This is a genomic window from Streptomyces sp. SCUT-3 (assembly GCF_014083985.1).
Taxonomy (GTDB): Bacteria; Actinomycetota; Actinomycetes; order Streptomycetales; family Streptomycetaceae; genus Streptomyces_H; species Streptomyces_H thermolineatus.
The window spans coordinates 4,940,373-4,956,167 of sequence record NZ_CP046907.1; the positions used below are offsets into that span (position 1 = coordinate 4,940,373).

General features: G+C 75.4%; 9 protein-coding genes, 2 pseudogenes and 1 riboswitch. Of the genes and pseudogenes, 1 reads left to right on the plus strand and 10 read right to left on the minus strand.

Annotation, left to right across the window (positions count from 1 at the left end; all coding sequences use genetic code 11):
* Window positions 1-19: 19 nt before the first annotated feature.
* From cobO to GQS52_RS21825, 10 genes and pseudogenes are all read right to left on the minus strand, one after another.
* Window positions 20-616: a cob(I)yrinic acid a,c-diamide adenosyltransferase gene (gene cobO / locus GQS52_RS21780; RefSeq protein WP_182315035.1), complete on the minus strand. Its 597-nt coding sequence runs from the start codon at window positions 614-616 to the stop codon at window positions 20-22.
* Window positions 616-2,850, minus strand: a pseudogene (locus GQS52_RS21785) (putative cobaltochelatase). The gene cobO and the pseudogene GQS52_RS21785 overlap by 1 nt, the downstream one beginning before the upstream one ends.
* Window positions 2,847-6,505 (minus strand): annotated as a pseudogene (gene cobN, locus GQS52_RS21790) (cobaltochelatase subunit CobN). The pseudogenes GQS52_RS21785 and cobN overlap by 4 nt, the downstream one beginning before the upstream one ends.
* A 113-nt stretch (window positions 6,506-6,618) precedes the next feature.
* Complete coding sequence (locus tag GQS52_RS21795; protein ID WP_259370904.1) at window positions 6,619-8,148, minus strand: cobyric acid synthase; 1,530 nt, start codon at window positions 8,146-8,148, stop codon at window positions 6,619-6,621.
* Complete coding sequence (locus GQS52_RS21800) at window positions 8,145-9,191, minus strand: cobalamin biosynthesis protein (protein WP_182315036.1); 1,047 nt, start codon at window positions 9,189-9,191, stop codon at window positions 8,145-8,147. Before GQS52_RS21800 ends, GQS52_RS21795 begins: the two co-directional genes overlap by 4 nt.
* Before the next feature lie 138 nt (window positions 9,192-9,329).
* Window positions 9,330-9,464, minus strand: a riboswitch (cobalamin riboswitch).
* A gap of 245 nt (window positions 9,465-9,709) precedes the next feature.
* Window positions 9,710-10,735: an IS30 family transposase gene (locus tag GQS52_RS21805; RefSeq protein WP_182316161.1), complete on the minus strand. Its 1,026-nt coding sequence runs from the start codon at window positions 10,733-10,735 to the stop codon at window positions 9,710-9,712.
* A gap of 466 nt (window positions 10,736-11,201) precedes the next feature.
* Window positions 11,202-11,423, minus strand: coding sequence for a hypothetical protein (locus GQS52_RS21810; protein WP_182315037.1), 222 nt, complete (start codon window positions 11,421-11,423; stop codon window positions 11,202-11,204).
* 14 nt (window positions 11,424-11,437) lie between these two features.
* The gene (locus tag GQS52_RS21815; protein ID WP_182315038.1) at window positions 11,438-12,712 is read right to left on the minus strand and encodes an inorganic phosphate transporter; all 1,275 of its coding nucleotides are present in this window, start codon (window positions 12,710-12,712) and stop codon (window positions 11,438-11,440) included.
* Between the two features lie 482 nt (window positions 12,713-13,194).
* Window positions 13,195-13,416, minus strand: coding sequence for a hypothetical protein (locus GQS52_RS21820; protein ID WP_182315039.1), 222 nt, complete (start codon window positions 13,414-13,416; stop codon window positions 13,195-13,197).
* A 183-nt stretch (window positions 13,417-13,599) separates the two neighbouring features.
* Window positions 13,600-14,997 (minus strand): FAD-dependent oxidoreductase, encoded by a 1,398-nt coding sequence (locus tag GQS52_RS21825; protein ID WP_182315040.1) that lies wholly within the window; start codon window positions 14,995-14,997, stop codon window positions 13,600-13,602.
* Between the two features lie 92 nt (window positions 14,998-15,089).
* On the opposite strand from GQS52_RS21825, the gene GQS52_RS21830 reads away from it, so the two are divergent.
* Window positions 15,090-15,758: a class II aldolase/adducin family protein gene (locus tag GQS52_RS21830; RefSeq protein ID WP_182315041.1), complete on the plus strand. Its 669-nt coding sequence runs from the start codon at window positions 15,090-15,092 to the stop codon at window positions 15,756-15,758.
* Window positions 15,759-15,795 lie beyond the last annotated feature (37 nt).

Genomic DNA, 15,795 nt, shown 5'->3' on the forward strand with positions numbered 1-15,795 from the left:
CAGGCGGGCACGGAGGTGCTCACCACTCGATGCCTCTCTGGCCCTTCTGGCCGGTGTCCATCGGGTGCTTGACCTTGGACATGTCGGTGACCAGGTCGGCGTGGTCCACCAGTGCCTGCGGGGCGTTGCGGCCGGTGATCACCACGTGCTGCGTGCCCGGGCGGTCCCGCAGCACGGACACCACCTCGTCGGTGTCCACCCAGCCCCAGTGCATCGGGTAGGCGAACTCGTCCAGCACGTACAGCCGGTACGTCTCGGCGGCCAGGTCGCGCTTGACCTGCTCCCAGCCCTCGCGGGCCGCCTCCTCGCTGGAGGCGATGTCGCGCTGCACCCAGGACCAGCCGTCGCCCATCTTGTGCCAGGCCACGGTGCCGCCCTCGCCGGAGTCGCCGAGCACGCGCAGCGCGCGCTCCTCGCCGACCTTCCACTTGGCGGACTTGACGAACTGGAACACCCCGATCGGCCAGCCCTGGTTCCAGGCGCGCAGCGCCAGGCCGAAGGCGGCGGTCGACTTCCCCTTGCCGATCCCGGTGTGCACGACCACCAGGGGCCGGTTGCGGCGCTGGCGGGTGGTCAGGCCGTCGTCGGGGACGACGGCGGGCTTTCCCTGCGGCATCAGGCAGCACTCCTCACGTGGCGCACCAGCGAAGCGACGCTGTCGGCGCGCAGTTCGTCCAAGGTGACGGCCGTTCCGGCCAGGTCGCGGGCGAGGGCGCCCGCCAGTCCGAGCCGGACGGGGCCCGACTCGCAGTCCACGACCACCGACGCCGTTCCGTCGGCGGCCAGCAGCCGGGCGGCGCGCGAGGCCAGCGCGACGGCCCCGCCCGAACCGGCCCCGCCCGAACCGGCCCGGCGCGGGCCGTCGGCCGTCGTCCCGGCGGCGGGCGCCGCGGCCGGGGCCGGGCCGGTGCCGGTGGTGATGCCGGTGGCGGTGCTGGTGGCCCGGCCGTCGGTGACCACGACCAGCAGCGGACGCCGCGAGGCGTCGCGCATCCGCTCGACGCGCAGCACCTCGCGGGCCTTGAGCAGCCCGGCGGCCAGCGGGGTACGGCCGCCGGTCGGCAGCGACCGCAGGCGCGCCGCGCCCGCCTCCACCGAGGAGGTCGGCGGCAGCGCCACCTCGGCGCCCGCGCCCCGGAAGGTGACCAGCCCCACCTTGTCGCGGCGCTGGTAGGCGTCGAGCAGCAGCGACATCACCGCGCCCTTGACTGCGCCCATCCGCTGCCGGGCGGCCATCGAGCCGGAGGCGTCCACCACGAACAGCACCAGGTTGCCCTCGCGGCCCTCGCGCACCGCCTGCCGCAGGTCGTCGCGGCGCAGCACCAGGCCCGGGCCGCTGCGGCCCCGGGCCCGCTGGTGCGGGGCGGCGGCCTGCACGGTCGCGGCCAGGTGCAGCGAGGTCAGGGCCCCCCGGGGCGGCGGGCGCGGGTGGTGCGGCCGTGGTCGGTCTCGGCGCGCGAGCGCCGCCCGGCGGCGCCGCTGCCCAGGCCGGGGACGGTCAGAGTCCGCGCCCGGAACGGTTCGTCGGCCGCGACGGCCTCCTGCTCGCCGCCCCCGGGGCGTCCCGGACGGTCCTCGTCGCGGCCGTCCGGCTTCCGCCGCCCGGACGCCCCGGCCGGCTGCTCCTGCTCCTGCGAGGACTGCTCCTGCGAAGGCTGCTGCTGCGGCTGTTCCTGCGGCTCGGGGGCCTGCGGGTCGCGGTCCGCCCCGCTCTGCGGGGGGACGGTGTCCGGGGCGTCCTGCCGCGGTGGGCGGCCGCCCCGCCGGGGCCCCCGTCGTCGGGGCCGTCGCCGCCGTCACCGCCGCCGGGGCCGCCCGGGTCCGGCTCGTCGTCCCCGCCGCCGTGTTCGCGCAGGGTCTCGTCGAGCTTGTCCTCGTCCAGGCCGGGGGCGTCGAACGGGTTGCGCCGGCGGCGGTGGGGGAGGGCCAGCAGCGCGGCCCGCCGCACGTCCTCGGCGGTGACGTCCCGGCGCCCCTCCCAGGCGGCGAGCGCGGTGGCGGTGCGGGCGGTGACGATGTCGGCGCGCATGCCGTCCACCTCGAACGCCGCGCACACCGCCGCGATCTGGTGCAGCGCCGCGTCGCCGAGCCGCACCGACGGCAGCAGGGCCCGGGCGGCGGCGATCCGCTCGCGCAGCGCCCGCTCCTCGTCCGCCCAGCGGGCGGCGAAGCCGGCGGGGTCCTCCTCGAACGCCAGCCGGCGCCGCACGACCTCCACCCGTTGGCGCGGCTCGCGGGAGGCGGCGACCTCCACGGTCAGGCCGAACCGGTCGAGCAGCTGCGGGCGCAGCTCGCCCTCCTCCGGGTTCATCGTGCCGACGAGCAGGAACCTGGCGGCGTGCCGCACCGACACGCCCTCGCGCTCGACGTGCGAGGCGCCCATGGCGGCCGCGTCCAGCAGCAGGTCGACCAGGTGGTCGCCCAGGATGTTGACCTCGTCGACGTAGAGCACGCCGCGGTGCGCCGCCGCCAGCAGGCCGGCTCGAACGCCTTCTTCCCCTCGGCGAGGGCGCGTTCGATGTCCAGCGCGCCGAGCAGCCGGTCCTCGGAGGCGCCGACGGGCAGCTCCACCATGCGGGCCGGGCGGGCCTCGCCGGCCGCGGTGTCGTGCGGCCCGTCCGGGCACTGCGGGTCCGGGGCGGCCGGGTCGCAGGAGAACCGGCAGCCCGGCACGACGGGGACGTCCGGCATCAGTGCGGCCAGCGCCCGCACGGCGGTCGACTTGGCGGTGCCCTTCTCGCCGCGCACCAGCACGCCGCCGACGGCCGGCGACACGGCGTTGAGCAGCAGTGCCAGCCGCAGGTCGTCCATGCCGACGATCGCGGTGAACGGGTAGGGGTGGCTGCTCATGCGTCGCCCTCCAGGTCGCCCTCGAGCTGCAGGTAGGTCTCGCGGAGCCGGTCGAGCGTCTCCTGCCCGGGCCGCTCCCACAGGCCGCGGTCCGCGGCCTCCAGCAGGCGGGCTGCGATGCCTTGCAGCGCCCACGGGTTGGACTTCTCCATGAAGGCGCGGTTCTCGGGGTCGAAGACGTACTCGGCGGCGAGCTTCTCGTACATCCAGTCGTCGACGACCCCGGCGGTGGCGTCGTAGCCGAACAGGTAGTCCACGGTGGCGGCCATCTCGAAGGCGCCCTTGTAGCCGTGGCGCCGCATGGCGGCCATCCAGCGGGGGTTGACCACCCGGGCGCGGAAGACGCGGTGCGTCTCCTCGCCGAGGGTGCGGGTCCGCACCTGGTCGGGGACGGCGGAGTCGCCCACGTACGCCTCGGGGGAGGAGCCGGTGAGGTGGCGGACCATGGCGACCATGCCGCCGTGGTACTGGAAGTAGTCGTCGGCGTCGACGAGGTCGTGCTCGCGGGTGTCGACGTTCTTCGCCGCCACCTGGATGCGGCGGAACGCGGCCTCCATGTCGCCGCGCGCGGCCCGGCCGTCCAGGCCGCGCCCGTAGGCGTAGCCGCCCCACACCGCGTACACCTCGGCCAGGTCGGCGTCGGAGCGCCAGTTGCGGGCGTCGATCAGCGGCAGCAGGCCCGCGCCGTAGGCGCCGGGCTTGGAGCCGAAGATGCGGGCGGTGGCCCGGCGCCGGTCGCCGTGCTCGGCGGTGTCGGCGTCGGCGTGCGCGCGCACGTGGTTGGATCCGGCGGGCTCGTCCAGTTCGGCGACGGCCCGCACCGCGTCGTCGACGAGGGCGACCACGTGGGGGAAGGCGTCGCGGAAGAAGCCGGAGATGCGGACCGTCACGTCGATCCGGGGGCGGCCGAGCTCCTCCAGGGGCACGATCTCGAAGCCGGTGACCCGGCGCGAGGCGTCGTCCCACACGGGGCGGCAGCCCAGCAGGGCCAGGATCTCGGCGATGTCGTCGCCCTGGGTGCGCATGCAGCTGGTGCCCCACACCGTCAGGCCCACCGACCGCGGGTACTCGCCGGTGTCGGCGAGGTGGCGGGCGAGCAGGGAGTCGGCCAGGGCCTGGCCGACCTCCCAGGACAGCCGGGAGGGGATCGCCTTGGGGTCGACGGAGTAGAAGTTGCGGCCGGTGGGCAGCACGTTGACCAGGCCGCGGGTGGGGGAGCCGGACGGGCCGGCCGGCACGTAACCGCCGTCCAGGGCGTGCAGCACGTTGCCGATCTCGTCGGTGGTGCGCGCCAGCCGCGGCACGACCTCGGTCGCCGCGAACTCCAGCACGGCCACCGCGTCCGGCAGTTCCGCCCGCCGAGCACCTCGCGGACGAGGCCGTCCGCCGCTCCGGGCGCCCAGCCTGCGGCCTCCATGCCCTCGGCGAGCCGGCGGCACAGCTGCTCCAGCAGGTCGACCGCGTCCGCGGCCGACCGGGCGGGGCCGTCCACCAGGGCGGTCAGCTCGGAGGGGACCTTCGCCGCCGCGCCGGGCGCGGCGAGCAGCTCCTTCTCCTCCAGCCCGAAGTGCCGGGCCAGGCAGGCCCGCAGGCCGGGCAGGGCGTCGGCCCTGCCGCCCCACACCTGGGCCGAGCGCAGCACGGCCAGCACCAGGTTGACCCGGGCCTCCCCGGCCGGGCCGCCGCCGAGGACGTGCAGGCCGTCGCGGATCTGCACGTCCTTGATCTCGCACAGGTAGCCGTCGATGTGCATGACGAACTCGTCGAAGGAGTCGTCGTCGGGCTGCTCGTCGACGTGCAGGTCGTGGTGGAGCTCGGCGGCCTTGACCAGCGTCCAGATCTGGGCGCGCACCGCCGGGGCCTTCGCCGGGTCCAGGTCGCTGACCAGGGCGTACTCGTCGAGGAGCTGCTCGAGCTTGGCGAGGTCGCCGTAGGTGTCGGCGCGGGCCATCGGCGGCACCAGGTGGTCCACGACGGTGGCGTGGCCGCGCCGCTTGGCCTGGGTGCCCTCGCCGGGGTCGTTGACGATGAACGGGTAGACCAGCGGCAGGTCGCCCAGGACCGCGTCGGGGGCGCAGCCGGCGGACAGGCCCAGGCCCTTGCCGGGCAGCCACTCCATCGTGCCGTGCTTGCCCATGTGCACGACCGCGTCCGCGCCGAACCCGCCCTCGGACTCGGGGGTCTCCAGCCAGCGGTAGGCCGCCAGGTAGTGGTGGGACGGCGGCATGTCCGGGTCGTGGTAGATCGCGATGGGGTTCTCGCCGAAGCCGCGCGGCGGCTGGATCATCACCACCACGTTGCCGAACCGCAGGGACGCCAGCACGATGTCGTCGCCGTCGACGTACAGCGAGCCCGGCGGCTCGCCCCAGTGCTCCAGCATCCCCTCGCGCAGCGCGGGGTCGAGCCGGTCGAACCAGCGGCGGTAGTCGTCCAGCCGCACCCGCGCCGGGGCGGCCCGCAGCTGCTCCTCCGTCAGCCACTCCACGTCGTGGCCGCCGGCCTCGATCAGACGGTGGATCAGCTCGTCGCCCTCGGCCGGGTGCCCCTCGACCCGGTAGCCGGCGTCGCGGAGCGCGTCCAGCACCCGCACCGCCGAGGCGGGGGTGTCCAGGCCGACGGCGTTGCCCACCCGGGAGTGCTTGGTCGGGTAGGCGGTGAAGACCAGTGCGATCCGCTTCTCGGCGTTCGGCCGGTGCCGCAGGGCGGCGTGCCGCACCGCGATGCCGGCGACCCGCGCGGCCCGCCCGGGGTCGGCGACGTACACCGGCACGTCGTCCTCGCCGGTCTCCTTGAAGGAGAACGGCACGGTGACCAGGCGGCCGTCGAACTCGGGGATGGCCACCTGCATGGCGGCGTCCATCGGCGACAGCGCCGCGTCGGACGCCTCCCAGGCGGCGCGCGAGGAGGTCAGGCACAGGCCCTGGAGCACGGGCACGTCGAGGGCGGCGAGCGCGCCCACGTCCCAGGTCTCGTCGGCGCCGCCGGCCGACGCCTCCTGGGCGACGGTGCCGCCCGCGGCCAGCACGGTCGCCACGATCGCGTCGCAGCCGCCCAGCAGCTCGTACAGCCCCTCGGGGGCGCCGCGCAGCGAACCGCAGAACACCGGCAGGGCGTTGGCGCCCTTGGCCTCGACCGCCTCGCACAGCGTACGCACGAAGGCGGTGTTCCCGGACAGCTCGTGCGCCCGGTAGAACAGCACGCCGACGGTGGGCCGGCCCTCCGCCCGGGGCCGCTCCCCGCAGGCGGCGCTGACGCCGAACGGCGGCATCGGCTGCGGCGGGGCGAAGCCGTGGCCGGTCAGCAGCACGGTGTCGGACAGGAACCGGGCCAGTTCCGCCAGGTTGCCCGGGCCGCCCTCGACGAGGTAGCCGAGCGCCTCGGCGACGACGCCGGCCGGCACCGTCGACTCGGCCATCAGCTCGGCGTCGGGCACGGACTCCCCGCCCAGCAGGACGGTCGGCAGCCCGCTGGCCCGCAGCGCGGCGAGCCCGTCCTCCCAGGCGCGCTTCCCGCCCAGCAGCCGCACCACGACGACGTCCGCGCCGTCGAGCAGCGCGGGCAGCTCGGCCCCGACGTCCACCCGGGTCGGGTTGGCGATGCGGTAGCGCGCGCCGCAGGCCCGGGCGGCCAGCAGGTCGGTGTCGGCGGTGGACAGCAGCAGGACGGTCGCGCCGTCCTCCTGGCCCGCCCCGCTCCCGCCGCCGGGCTCGGTGCCGGTGTCGGGCTCGGTGGCGGCGTCGGGCTCGGTGTCGGTCCGGTTCTCAGTGCTCACGGTGCCCCCGGGGGAACGAAGGGAAGGCCGGCCGGTACGCCGCCCTCGATCAGGCGCATCAGTGCGCCGGTGTCCGCGTGGTGCTCGATCAGGTCGCCGAGCCGGTCGAGCTGCTGCTCGCGCAGGCCGACGAAGCAGGTGTCGGGCGCGGGCACGAACGCCCGGCCGGCGTCGGCGGCCACCCGGCGCAGGAAGGCGCGCCGGAAGCCGTCGTTCTCCAGGGCGCCGTGCCAGGTGGTGCCCCACACGGCGCCCTGCTGGCAGCCGTCCAGGGGCGTGCCGCGCCCGTCGCGGAAGAGGGGCTCGCCGCCGAGGACCTCGACCACGCCGTGGTGGATCTCGTAGCCGTGCACCGTCTCGCCCAGCGCGGTGCCGACCGGCCGGGCCAGGGTCTTCTCCGCGGCGAAGACGGTGCGCGTCGGCAGCAGTCCGAGCCCTTCGACGGCCCCGGCCCGGGACTCCACGTCGTCCTCGACGCTCCGGCCGAGCATCTGGTGGCCGCCGCAGATCCCCAGCACCGGCCGCCCCTCGGCGGCGCGGCGGGCCACCGCGTCGGCCAGGCCGCGCGAGCGCAGCCACTGCAGGGCGCGCACGGTGCCGCGGGTGCCGGGCAGCACCACCAGGTCGGCGTCGGCGATCTCCTCGGGCCGGTCCACGAAGCGCACCACGACACCGGGTTCGGCGGCGAGCGCGTCCACGTCGGTGAAGTTCGACATCAGCGGCACGGCGGCGACGGCGACCCGCAGCAGCTCCGCCCCGTGCGGGGGCGCCGCCGCACTCTCGCGGACCGCCCCGCGCAGCGGGACGGCCATGCCGTCCTCCTCGTCGATGCCCAGCCCGTCCCGGAAGGGCAGGACCCCGAGGGTGGGGCGGCCGGTCAGGCCGCGCAGCATCTCCAGGCCGGGCTCCAGCAGCGAGACGTCGCCGCGGAACTTGTTGACGACGTACCCGGCGACCAGCGCCTGGTCCTCGGGGGACAGCAGCGCGGTGGTGCCGAAGAACGAGGCGAACACCCCGCCGCGGTCGATGTCGCCGACCACCACCACCGGGATCCCGGCGGCCCTGGCCAGGCCCATGTTGACGATGTCGGAGCGCCGCAGGTTGATCTCGGCGGGGCTGCCGGCGCCCTCGCACACCACCACGTCGTGGGTGCGCCGCAGTTCGGCCAGGCAGTCGATGACGGTGCCCAGCAGCCGTTCCTGCTTGCCGTCGTGGTAGCCGCGGGCGCTCAGCTCCCCGACCGGCTTCCCCAGCAGCACGACCTGGCTGCTGCGGTCGCCGCCGGGCTTGAGCAGCACCGGGTTCATCAGGGCGGTGGGCTCGACGCGGGCGGCCGCGGCCTGCATGGCCTGCGCCCGCCCGATCTCGGCGCCCTCGCGGGTCACGAACGAGTTCAGCGACATGTTCTGCGCCTTGAACGGCGCCACCTTCACGCCGCGCCGCGCCAGCCACCGGCAGATGCCCGCGGTGACCACGCTCTTGCCGGCGTCCGAGGTCGTCCCGGCCACCATCAGCGCACCGCTCACGCGTTCCTCCCCATGGCGGCCCCGCGCCGCCCCGTCCCCGCGCCGTCCTCGGGCCCGCCCGCCGCCGCACCGGCCGCCGCGCCCACCGCGAGGCGGGCGGCGACGCAGACGGCCAGGGCGCCGGCGTTGACCCGGCGGGCCAGGCGCACCGCGCGTTCGATGTCGGCGGGGACGACCGGGCGGCCGCCCCCGTTGAGCACCGGGCGGTGCTCGGTGCGGCCGCCGTACGACAGGGTGCCGCCCAGCCGGACGCCCAGCGCGCCGGCGAAGGCGGCCTCGACGGGCCCGGCGTTGGGGCTGGGGTGGCGCCGGCCGTCGCGCCGCGCGGCCCGCAGCGCGCCGCGCGGGTCGGGGCCCAGGAGCGCGGCGAGCGCGGCGGTCAGCCGGGAGCCGGGGAAGCCGGCCACGTCGTCCAGCCGGGCCGACGCCCAGCCGAACCGCAGGTGGCGCGGCGAGCGGTGGCCGACCATGGCGTCCAGGGTGTTGGCGGCCCGGAAGCCGACCAGCCCGGGCACGCCGGCGGCCGCGCCCCACACCAGGGCGCCGACGACCGCGTCGGAGGTGTTCTCGGCGACGGACTCCACCACGGCGCGGGCGATCTGCTGCTCGTCCAGGGACTGCGGGTCGCGGCCGCACAGGTGCGGCAGCCGGGCCCGGGCGGCGGCCAGGTCGCCGGCCTCCAGCGCGGCGGCGACCGCGCGGGCCTCGCGGCCCAGGGTGGTCCCGCCCAGCACGGCCCAGGTGGCGGCGGCGGTCAGGGCGACCCGCGCGGAGTCCCCGGCCGCGGCGGTGGCGCGGTGCGGGCTGCGGGAGGCCCGGCGGGCGGCCCCGGCCAGTGCGGCGGCGGCCGCGGTGGCGCCGCCCGCGCACACGGCGGTGTACAGGGCGCCGGAGCCCCGGTGGTCGCGCCACAGGCGCTGCTCGACGGCTGCCGCGGCACGGCCGAACACGGCGACGGGGTGCCCGCGACGGGGGTCGCCGAGCAGCAGGTCGCCGAGGTGGCCGAGAGCGGCGCCGAACGCGAAGACGTGATCGGCACGCATCGGGGTCAGCCGGCCGTTCCGCCTCGGAGGGACGGGCGGGGGGTCGACGGGGGCGTCGACGGCGTACGGCGGCGGCTGCCGGGCATGGTGGTGTCCTCACTCAGGGTCCGCGCCCTGGATCGACGTGACCGGCGGTGAGAGTCTCCTGGCTCCCGGATCGGCACCCCTCCGCTGCCTTCCCGTCCCGCGCTGCGGGACAGTGGCGTTCTGCCGGGAGGGGCACTCCCCGGTGACAGTGGCGGGACCGCGCCGGATTCTCACCGGACTTCCTCTCCTGCCGCCGTTTGGCACGGGAAGTCCACCACGCTCCGTCATACCCGTCAACCCGGCGTTGACCTGCGGAGGGAAGATGTGCGCAAGGACATATCCCGGCCGGCCACCCGCAACGCCGGCCACCCGCAACGCCGGCCACCCGCAACGCCGGCCACCCGCAACGACGGCTGCCCGGAACGGCGGGAGGCCCCGCCGGCCGTCCGGCGCGTCTTGGGTTCAAGGGGTCGTCGCAACACCACTTGGTTTCAGGTGGTGAGTAGATCACGTAGACGCTCGGCTGGGGTATCCCAGCCGAGCGTCTTGCGTGGGCGGCCGTTGAGTTCCTGGGCGACGTGTTCGAGGTCTTCGGGACTGTGGACGCTCAGGTCGGTGCCCTTGGGGAAGTACTGGCGCAGGAGTCCGTTGGTGTTCTCGTTCGAGCCGCGTTGCCAGGGCGAGGCCGGGTCGCAGAAGTAGACGGGCATGCCGGTGGCCATGCTGAACTGCTGGTGGCGTGCCATCTCGCTGCCCTGGTCCCAGGTGAGGGAGCCGCGCAGGTGGGCGGGCAGGGTCTGGACCGTGGTGACGAGGCCGTCGCGGACGGTCTCGGCGTCGTGGACGCCGCCCGGCAGGTGGACCAGCATGGTGTACCGGGTGCTGCGCTCGACCAGGGTGGCGATCGCGGAGCGGCCGCCCGCGCCGATGATCAGGTCGCCTTCCCAGTGCCCGGGCACGGCCCGGTCCTCGACGTCGGCGGGACGGTCGCTGATCATCACCATGGGGTCGGTGAACCGAGGGGTGCGCCGCTGGGGGTCCCGGCGTGGTTTGCGGCGGGTGCGGCCGGAACGGACGGCGGCCTGGACCTCCCGCTTCAGGCCGCCGCGGGCCTGGAAGTACAGCGCCTGGTAGATCGTTTCCACGCTCACCCGCATGCTCTCGTCGTCGGGATGCTCCTTGCGTAGAGCGTGGCAGACCTGCTCCGGTGACCACCGCCGGCGCAGTCCGTCCCGGACGAAGCGGCGCAGCCGTCCCGCGCGCAGCAGCTTGCGCTCCTTGGGCCGGGGCCTGCGTGCGGCGGCCGCGCGGTGGGCGGCGTAGGGCCGGTAGCCCTCGGTGCCGGAGTTCGCGTCGATCTCCCGCTTGACGGTGCTCGCCGGCCGTCCCAAGGCCCGTCCGATCGCCCGCAGCGACTGCCCCGCCGCACGCAGATCACGGATCTTCTCGCGCTCGGCGAGCGTCAGGAATCGCGGGTGAAGCTGCTTCTCCAGGGCGGTCAGGCCCACCGGTGGCATGGTCACACCGCACATCGTGACGGTCCCGGCCGCGTAGTCGACACGGCGCCCGTCCGGATAGATGCGCGAAGAGCGGGTCTTCTTGACGCCCCAGTCCCAGTCCTTGGCCGTGCGCTCGTTCACACCGACCTGCCGGGCCGCAACCCGGCGTGCGACACCGGCGGCCCGAAGCCGCTCGTACTCGTCCCGCCGGGGATGCCGGCGCGGCCGGCGCTCCGAACGCCGCCCGGCCTTCCGGGCCCAGCCGAAGGCAGTGTTCCGGTTCACCCCCAGCTCCCGGGCCACCACAGTCACGTTCCCCACGACGTCCAGCCGCGCAAGGAAACGCTCCCGCAGCCCGGAAAAATCATCACGCTCAACGCCCACGGTCCCCGCAACTCCCACAGATCGCGGGTGTTGCGAGGACCGTTAGAACCCAAGCGTGCGCCGGGGCCGGCGGGGCCTCCCGCCGTGCGTGTGCGTCCCGTCAGGACGCGATGAGGTAGATCCCGAAGCCGACGCCCGCCGTGCAGGCGGCGAAGGCGGCGTAGGCGCCGAGGCGGGCCGGGAGCCGGGAGGTGCCGTTGCGGCCGGCGGCCGTGGCGGCGGACAGGGCGCTGATGCCCAGGGTGAACATGCCCACGAGGGCAATGGTCACCACGAGGCTGACGCCTGCGACGGTGCCGAGTGCGGCCCAGTCGATCTTCATCGGGTCCTCCTGCTTCAGACCGCGGTGGCGGCGGGCTCGGAGCCGGCGTCGCCGGCCGTGGCGGGGGCGCCCCCGGCGATCGGGGTGAGGGCCGGGGCGCCGTGCGGGCCGCCCTGGGCCGGGACCGTGACGATCTGCGCGGCCGGGCAGGCCGGGGCGGCGGCGGCGGTGGCCGGCGCGTCCAGGTCGTCGGCGGTGACGTTGCTCGCGTCGACCGGCTTGCGGCGGGAGATCAGGTACATCGAGCCGGCGCCGGCGACCAGGATCGCTCCGACGGCGATGACGCCCCAGTCGCCCTGGCGGGCGAGGAACTCGGCGGCGGCGGCGACGAGGCCGGCGGCCGGCAGGGTCAGGCCCCAGGCGGCGGCCATCCGCCCGGCGGTGGACCAGCGGACGGTGCCGCCCTTGCGGCCCAGGCCCGCGCCCATCACGCTGCCGGAGCAGACCTGGGTGGTGGACAGCGAGAAGCCCAGGTTGGAGGAGGCCAGGATGACGGTGGCGGCGCTGGTCTGGGCGGCGAAGCCCTGCGGCGGCCGGATGTCGGTCAGGCCCTTGCCCATGGTGCGGATGATGCGCCAGCCGCCCAGGTAGGTGCCCAGCGCGATCGCGACGCCGGCGGAGGTGATGACCCAGGTGGGCGGGTTGGAGCCGGGGGCCAGCGCGCCGACCGTGATCAGGGTCAGGGTGATGACGCCCATGGTCTTCTGCGCGTCGTTGGTGCCGTGGGCGAGGGAGACCAGGCCGGCCGAGGCGATCTGCCCGGCGCGGTAGCCCTTGCCGGAGACCTTCTCGTCCGCGTTGCGGTTGATGCGGTAGGTCAGGCGGGTGGCGGCCCAGGCGGCCAGACCGGCCACGATCGGCGCGGCGATCGCGGGGAGCAGGACCTTGGACATGACGGCCCCGGCGTTGACACCGGAGGTGCCGACGGCCATCAGCGTGGCGCCGATCAGACCGCCGAACAGGGCGTGGGAGGAGCTGGAGGGCAGTCCCAGCAGCCAGGTCAGGAGGTTCCACAGGATGGCGCCGACCAGTGCCGCGAAGATCACCTCGGGCTGCAGGCCTGCGCTCTCGTCGATGATCCCGCCGGAGATGGCCTTGGCCACCTCGACGGACAGGAATGCGCCGACCAGGTTGAGGATCGCGGACATCGCGACAGCCACCTTGGGGGACAGCGCCCCCGTCGAAATGGTGGTCGCCATCGCGTTCGCGGTGTCGTGGAAGCCGTTCGTGAAGTCGAACACGAGGGCCGTAATGATCACGACTCCGACCAGAAGCGTGATGTGTTCCATTCACCCAGGCAATCGTTCGGGAGGTCAGGGGGCTTGATGGACAGTAGGTATCCAGGGTGAACGGAAGGTGAACTGGGGCCGTCGTTGTGGTGCTGGGTTTCCCTGTCCGCCGCAGGCGAACGGGGAGGGGCGGAGCGCCGGGCCGTCGCACACTTCCCGGGCACCGGGGGGAGGACCCTCGGGCCCTCCTGCCACTGCCGGTATGTCCATTATCGCCAAGCGGAAGGGGTGGTTCCGGCGATTGTGCGCCGGGTCCCGCCGCCGGTGCGGCCCGGATCCCCGCGGGGGCCGGACTCCCTGCCGTTTCCCCGGGTTTCACGCATCGTCGGGTGTGATGCGTATCACGCGGTGCGAGGTGCCCGGGGTCTCCGGGAGGACACCCCCGAGGGGACCGGCCGGCGCCGTGCCCCCTCCGCCGCCCGGGCCCGCCGCCGCCCGGGCGTACTGCAGGTGCCGACGGGCGTGCCGGGGTGCTACCGGGGCTACCGCCCCTTCGCCTTCTTCGAGGCGCCGAGCATGACCGTCAGCCCGCTCGTGGCCACCACGAGCCACGGGAGGCCGTAGGCGAGAGGGTGGACGTCGAAGCCCCTGAGGCGGACGATCGCGACGATCAGGCCGAGAACGGCGAACTGGGACGCCGCGTAGACCGTGACCCTGCGCCGCGTGCTCCGCGCCCGTACGTGTTCCGTGTCGTGCCCGCCCATGGCTCCGCCCGTCCTCTCCGGTCCGTGGTGACGACGCACAGTCTGGAGCGCCCGGCGTCCGCGATCACCGGGCCGGCCCGGCAACGTGACCGTCTGTTCGCTGCCGGTAACCGGTAACCGGTAACCGGCCCGCCCCGGAGCGGTGGGACCGGAGCGGCGTCGGCGGGGTCCGGAGGGGCCGGTCTAGCCCCGGCCCGCGATCCGGTCCGCGATCCGCGCGATGCGGTCCGTCTCCGCGGCGAGCCCGCCCGCCTCGCGCCGGTCGGCCGCCCGGTAGGCGGCGTACAGCCCGTGCACGCCCAGCCACCGCAGCGGCTCCGGCTCCCAGCGGCGCACCCGGTGCCCCGTCCACGGCAGCCGGGTCAGCTCGGTCTGCCCGCCCTGGCCGGAGTCCATCCGCACCAGGTCCCGCAGGGTGCGGGCGGCCAGGTTCGCGGCCGCCACGCCGCTGCCGACGTACCCGCCGGCCCGGCCCAGCCCGGTGGAGCGGTCCAGGTGCACGCTCGCGCACCAGTCCCGGGGCACCCCGAGCACTCCGGACCAGGCGTGCTCGACCGCCACGCCGGCCAGCTGCGGGAAGAGGCGCACCAGCAGCTCCCGCAGTTCCTCCACGGTCTCCGGGCGGGTCCGGCCGTCGTTGTCGGTGCGGGAGCCGAACCGGTAGGGGACCCCGCGGCCGCCGAGGGCGATCCGGCCGTCGGCGGTGCGCTGGGCGTACATGTACGAGTGCGCGAAGTCGCCGAGCGTCTCGTGCCCGGACCACCCGACGGCGTCCCACTGCCGCTCCGACAGCGGCTCGGTGACGATCATCGAGGAGTTCATCGGCAGCCAGGTCCGCCGCTCCCCCTTCAGCCCCGCCGTGAAGCCCTCGGTGCAGCGCAGCACGTACGGGGCGCGCACCGTGCCGTACGGGGTGACGGCGCGCCGGGGCGCGATCGCGCCGACCGGCGTCGACTCGTGGATCGTCACCCCGAGCGCCTCGACCGTGCGGGCCAGGCCCTGCACCAGCTTCGCCGGGTGCAGCCGGGCCCCGTGCGGGCTCCAGGTGCCGCCGGCCGCGTCGCAGACCCGCACCCGCTCCGCGGTCTCGCGGGCCGACAGCAGCACCCGGCCGGTCTCGCCGAACTCCGTCTCCGCGGCGTGGAAGGCGCGCAGCCGGGCGAGCTGGGCGGGGGTGCGGGCGACCTCCAGGACCCCGCCCGCGCGGATGTCGGCGTCGATCCCCTCGGCGGCCGCGGTGCGCACCACCTCGTCCACCGCCCCGTCCATCGCCCGCTGGAGGTCCGCGGCCGCCTGGCGGCCGTGCAGCTTCGCGTAGCGGTCGCGCCCGGCGACGCCGTTGTACAGCCAGCCGCCGTTGCGCCCGGAGGCGCCGTAGCCGCAGAACCTGGCCTCCAGCACGGTGATCCGCAGGAACGGCACGGCCTTCTTCAGGTAGTAGGCGGTCCACAGGCCCGTGTAGCCGCCGCCGACGATGCACACGTCGGCGGTGGCGTCCCCGGGCAGGGGCTCGCGGGGAGCGGGCAGTCCGGTCTGTGCGTACCAGAAGGAGATCCCGCCGTTGGCGGTCGTCGGTGCCATGCTGCCACCCCTGTTCGAACCCTTGTGTGGCCGGGACACTACTGTCCGCCGGAGAACGGCGGCAACGAGCGACATGGCTATCCTTCGCCGCCATGACTGACGAGATGGAACTGGACCGAGCCTGGCAGCGCGTGGCCGCCACCGCCCGCAGGGCGGTCGCCGACGGACTGGTCGTCGGAGCCGCGGGCAACGTCTCGGAACGGGTCGGCGACCTCGTGGTCGTCACCCCCAGCGGCGTCCGCTACGGCGACCTGGGCCCCGAGGAGCGGGTCGTCGTCGACCTGGACGGCCGGCAGGTGGCGGGCCGGCTGCGGCCCACCAGCGAACTCGCCCTCCACCTGGGCGTCTACCGCACCATCGGCGCCCGCGCCGTCGTGCACACCCACGCCGTCCACGCCACCGCCGTGTCGGCCCTGGTCGACGAGGTGCCGCCGGTGCACTACATCACCGCCGAGCTCGGGGGAGTGGTGCGCGTCGCCCCGTACGCCACCTACGGCACGCAGGAACTGGCCGACCACGTGCTCCACGCCCTGCGGGACCGTGCGGGCTGCCTGATGCGCAACCACGGCACCGTCACCCACGGCCCGGACCTGGAGACCGCCTACGAGCGCACCGCCCACCTGGAGTGGATCTGCCGGGTATGGCTCCTCGCCCGCGGGGCAGGGAATCCCTCACTGCTGTCCCACGAGGAGATGGACCGCGTCGTGGAGAAGTTCCGCGGCTACGGCCAGCCCGGCCGGGGAGAGGGACGAACCGGTTGACCCGGCCGCCCCGGCCCGATGGCCGTCCGCCGCCCGG

What these genes read in the sequence shown, in the direction of transcription:
- cobO (WP_182315035.1), bottom strand. Translation starts at nt 616, where the DNA reads ATGCCGCAGGGAAAGCCCGCCGTCGTCCCCGACGACGGCCTGACCACC.
- GQS52_RS21800 (WP_182315036.1), bottom strand. Translation starts at nt 9,191, where the DNA reads ATGCGTGCCGATCACGTCTTCGCGTTCGGCGCCGCTCTCGGCCACCTC.
- GQS52_RS21805 (WP_182316161.1), bottom strand. Translation starts at nt 10,735, where the DNA reads ATGCCACCGGTGGGCCTGACCGCCCTGGAGAAGCAGCTTCACCCGCGA.
- GQS52_RS21810 (WP_182315037.1), bottom strand. Translation starts at nt 11,423, where the DNA reads ATGAAGATCGACTGGGCCGCACTCGGCACCGTCGCAGGCGTCAGCCTC.
- GQS52_RS21815 (WP_182315038.1), bottom strand. Translation starts at nt 12,712, where the DNA reads ATGGAACACATCACGCTTCTGGTCGGAGTCGTGATCATTACGGCCCTC.
- GQS52_RS21820 (WP_182315039.1), bottom strand. Translation starts at nt 13,416, where the DNA reads ATGGGCGGGCACGACACGGAACACGTACGGGCGCGGAGCACGCGGCGC.
- GQS52_RS21825 (WP_182315040.1), bottom strand. Translation starts at nt 14,997, where the DNA reads ATGGCACCGACGACCGCCAACGGCGGGATCTCCTTCTGGTACGCACAG.
- GQS52_RS21830 (WP_182315041.1), top strand. Translation starts at nt 15,090, where the DNA reads ATGACTGACGAGATGGAACTGGACCGAGCCTGGCAGCGCGTGGCCGCC.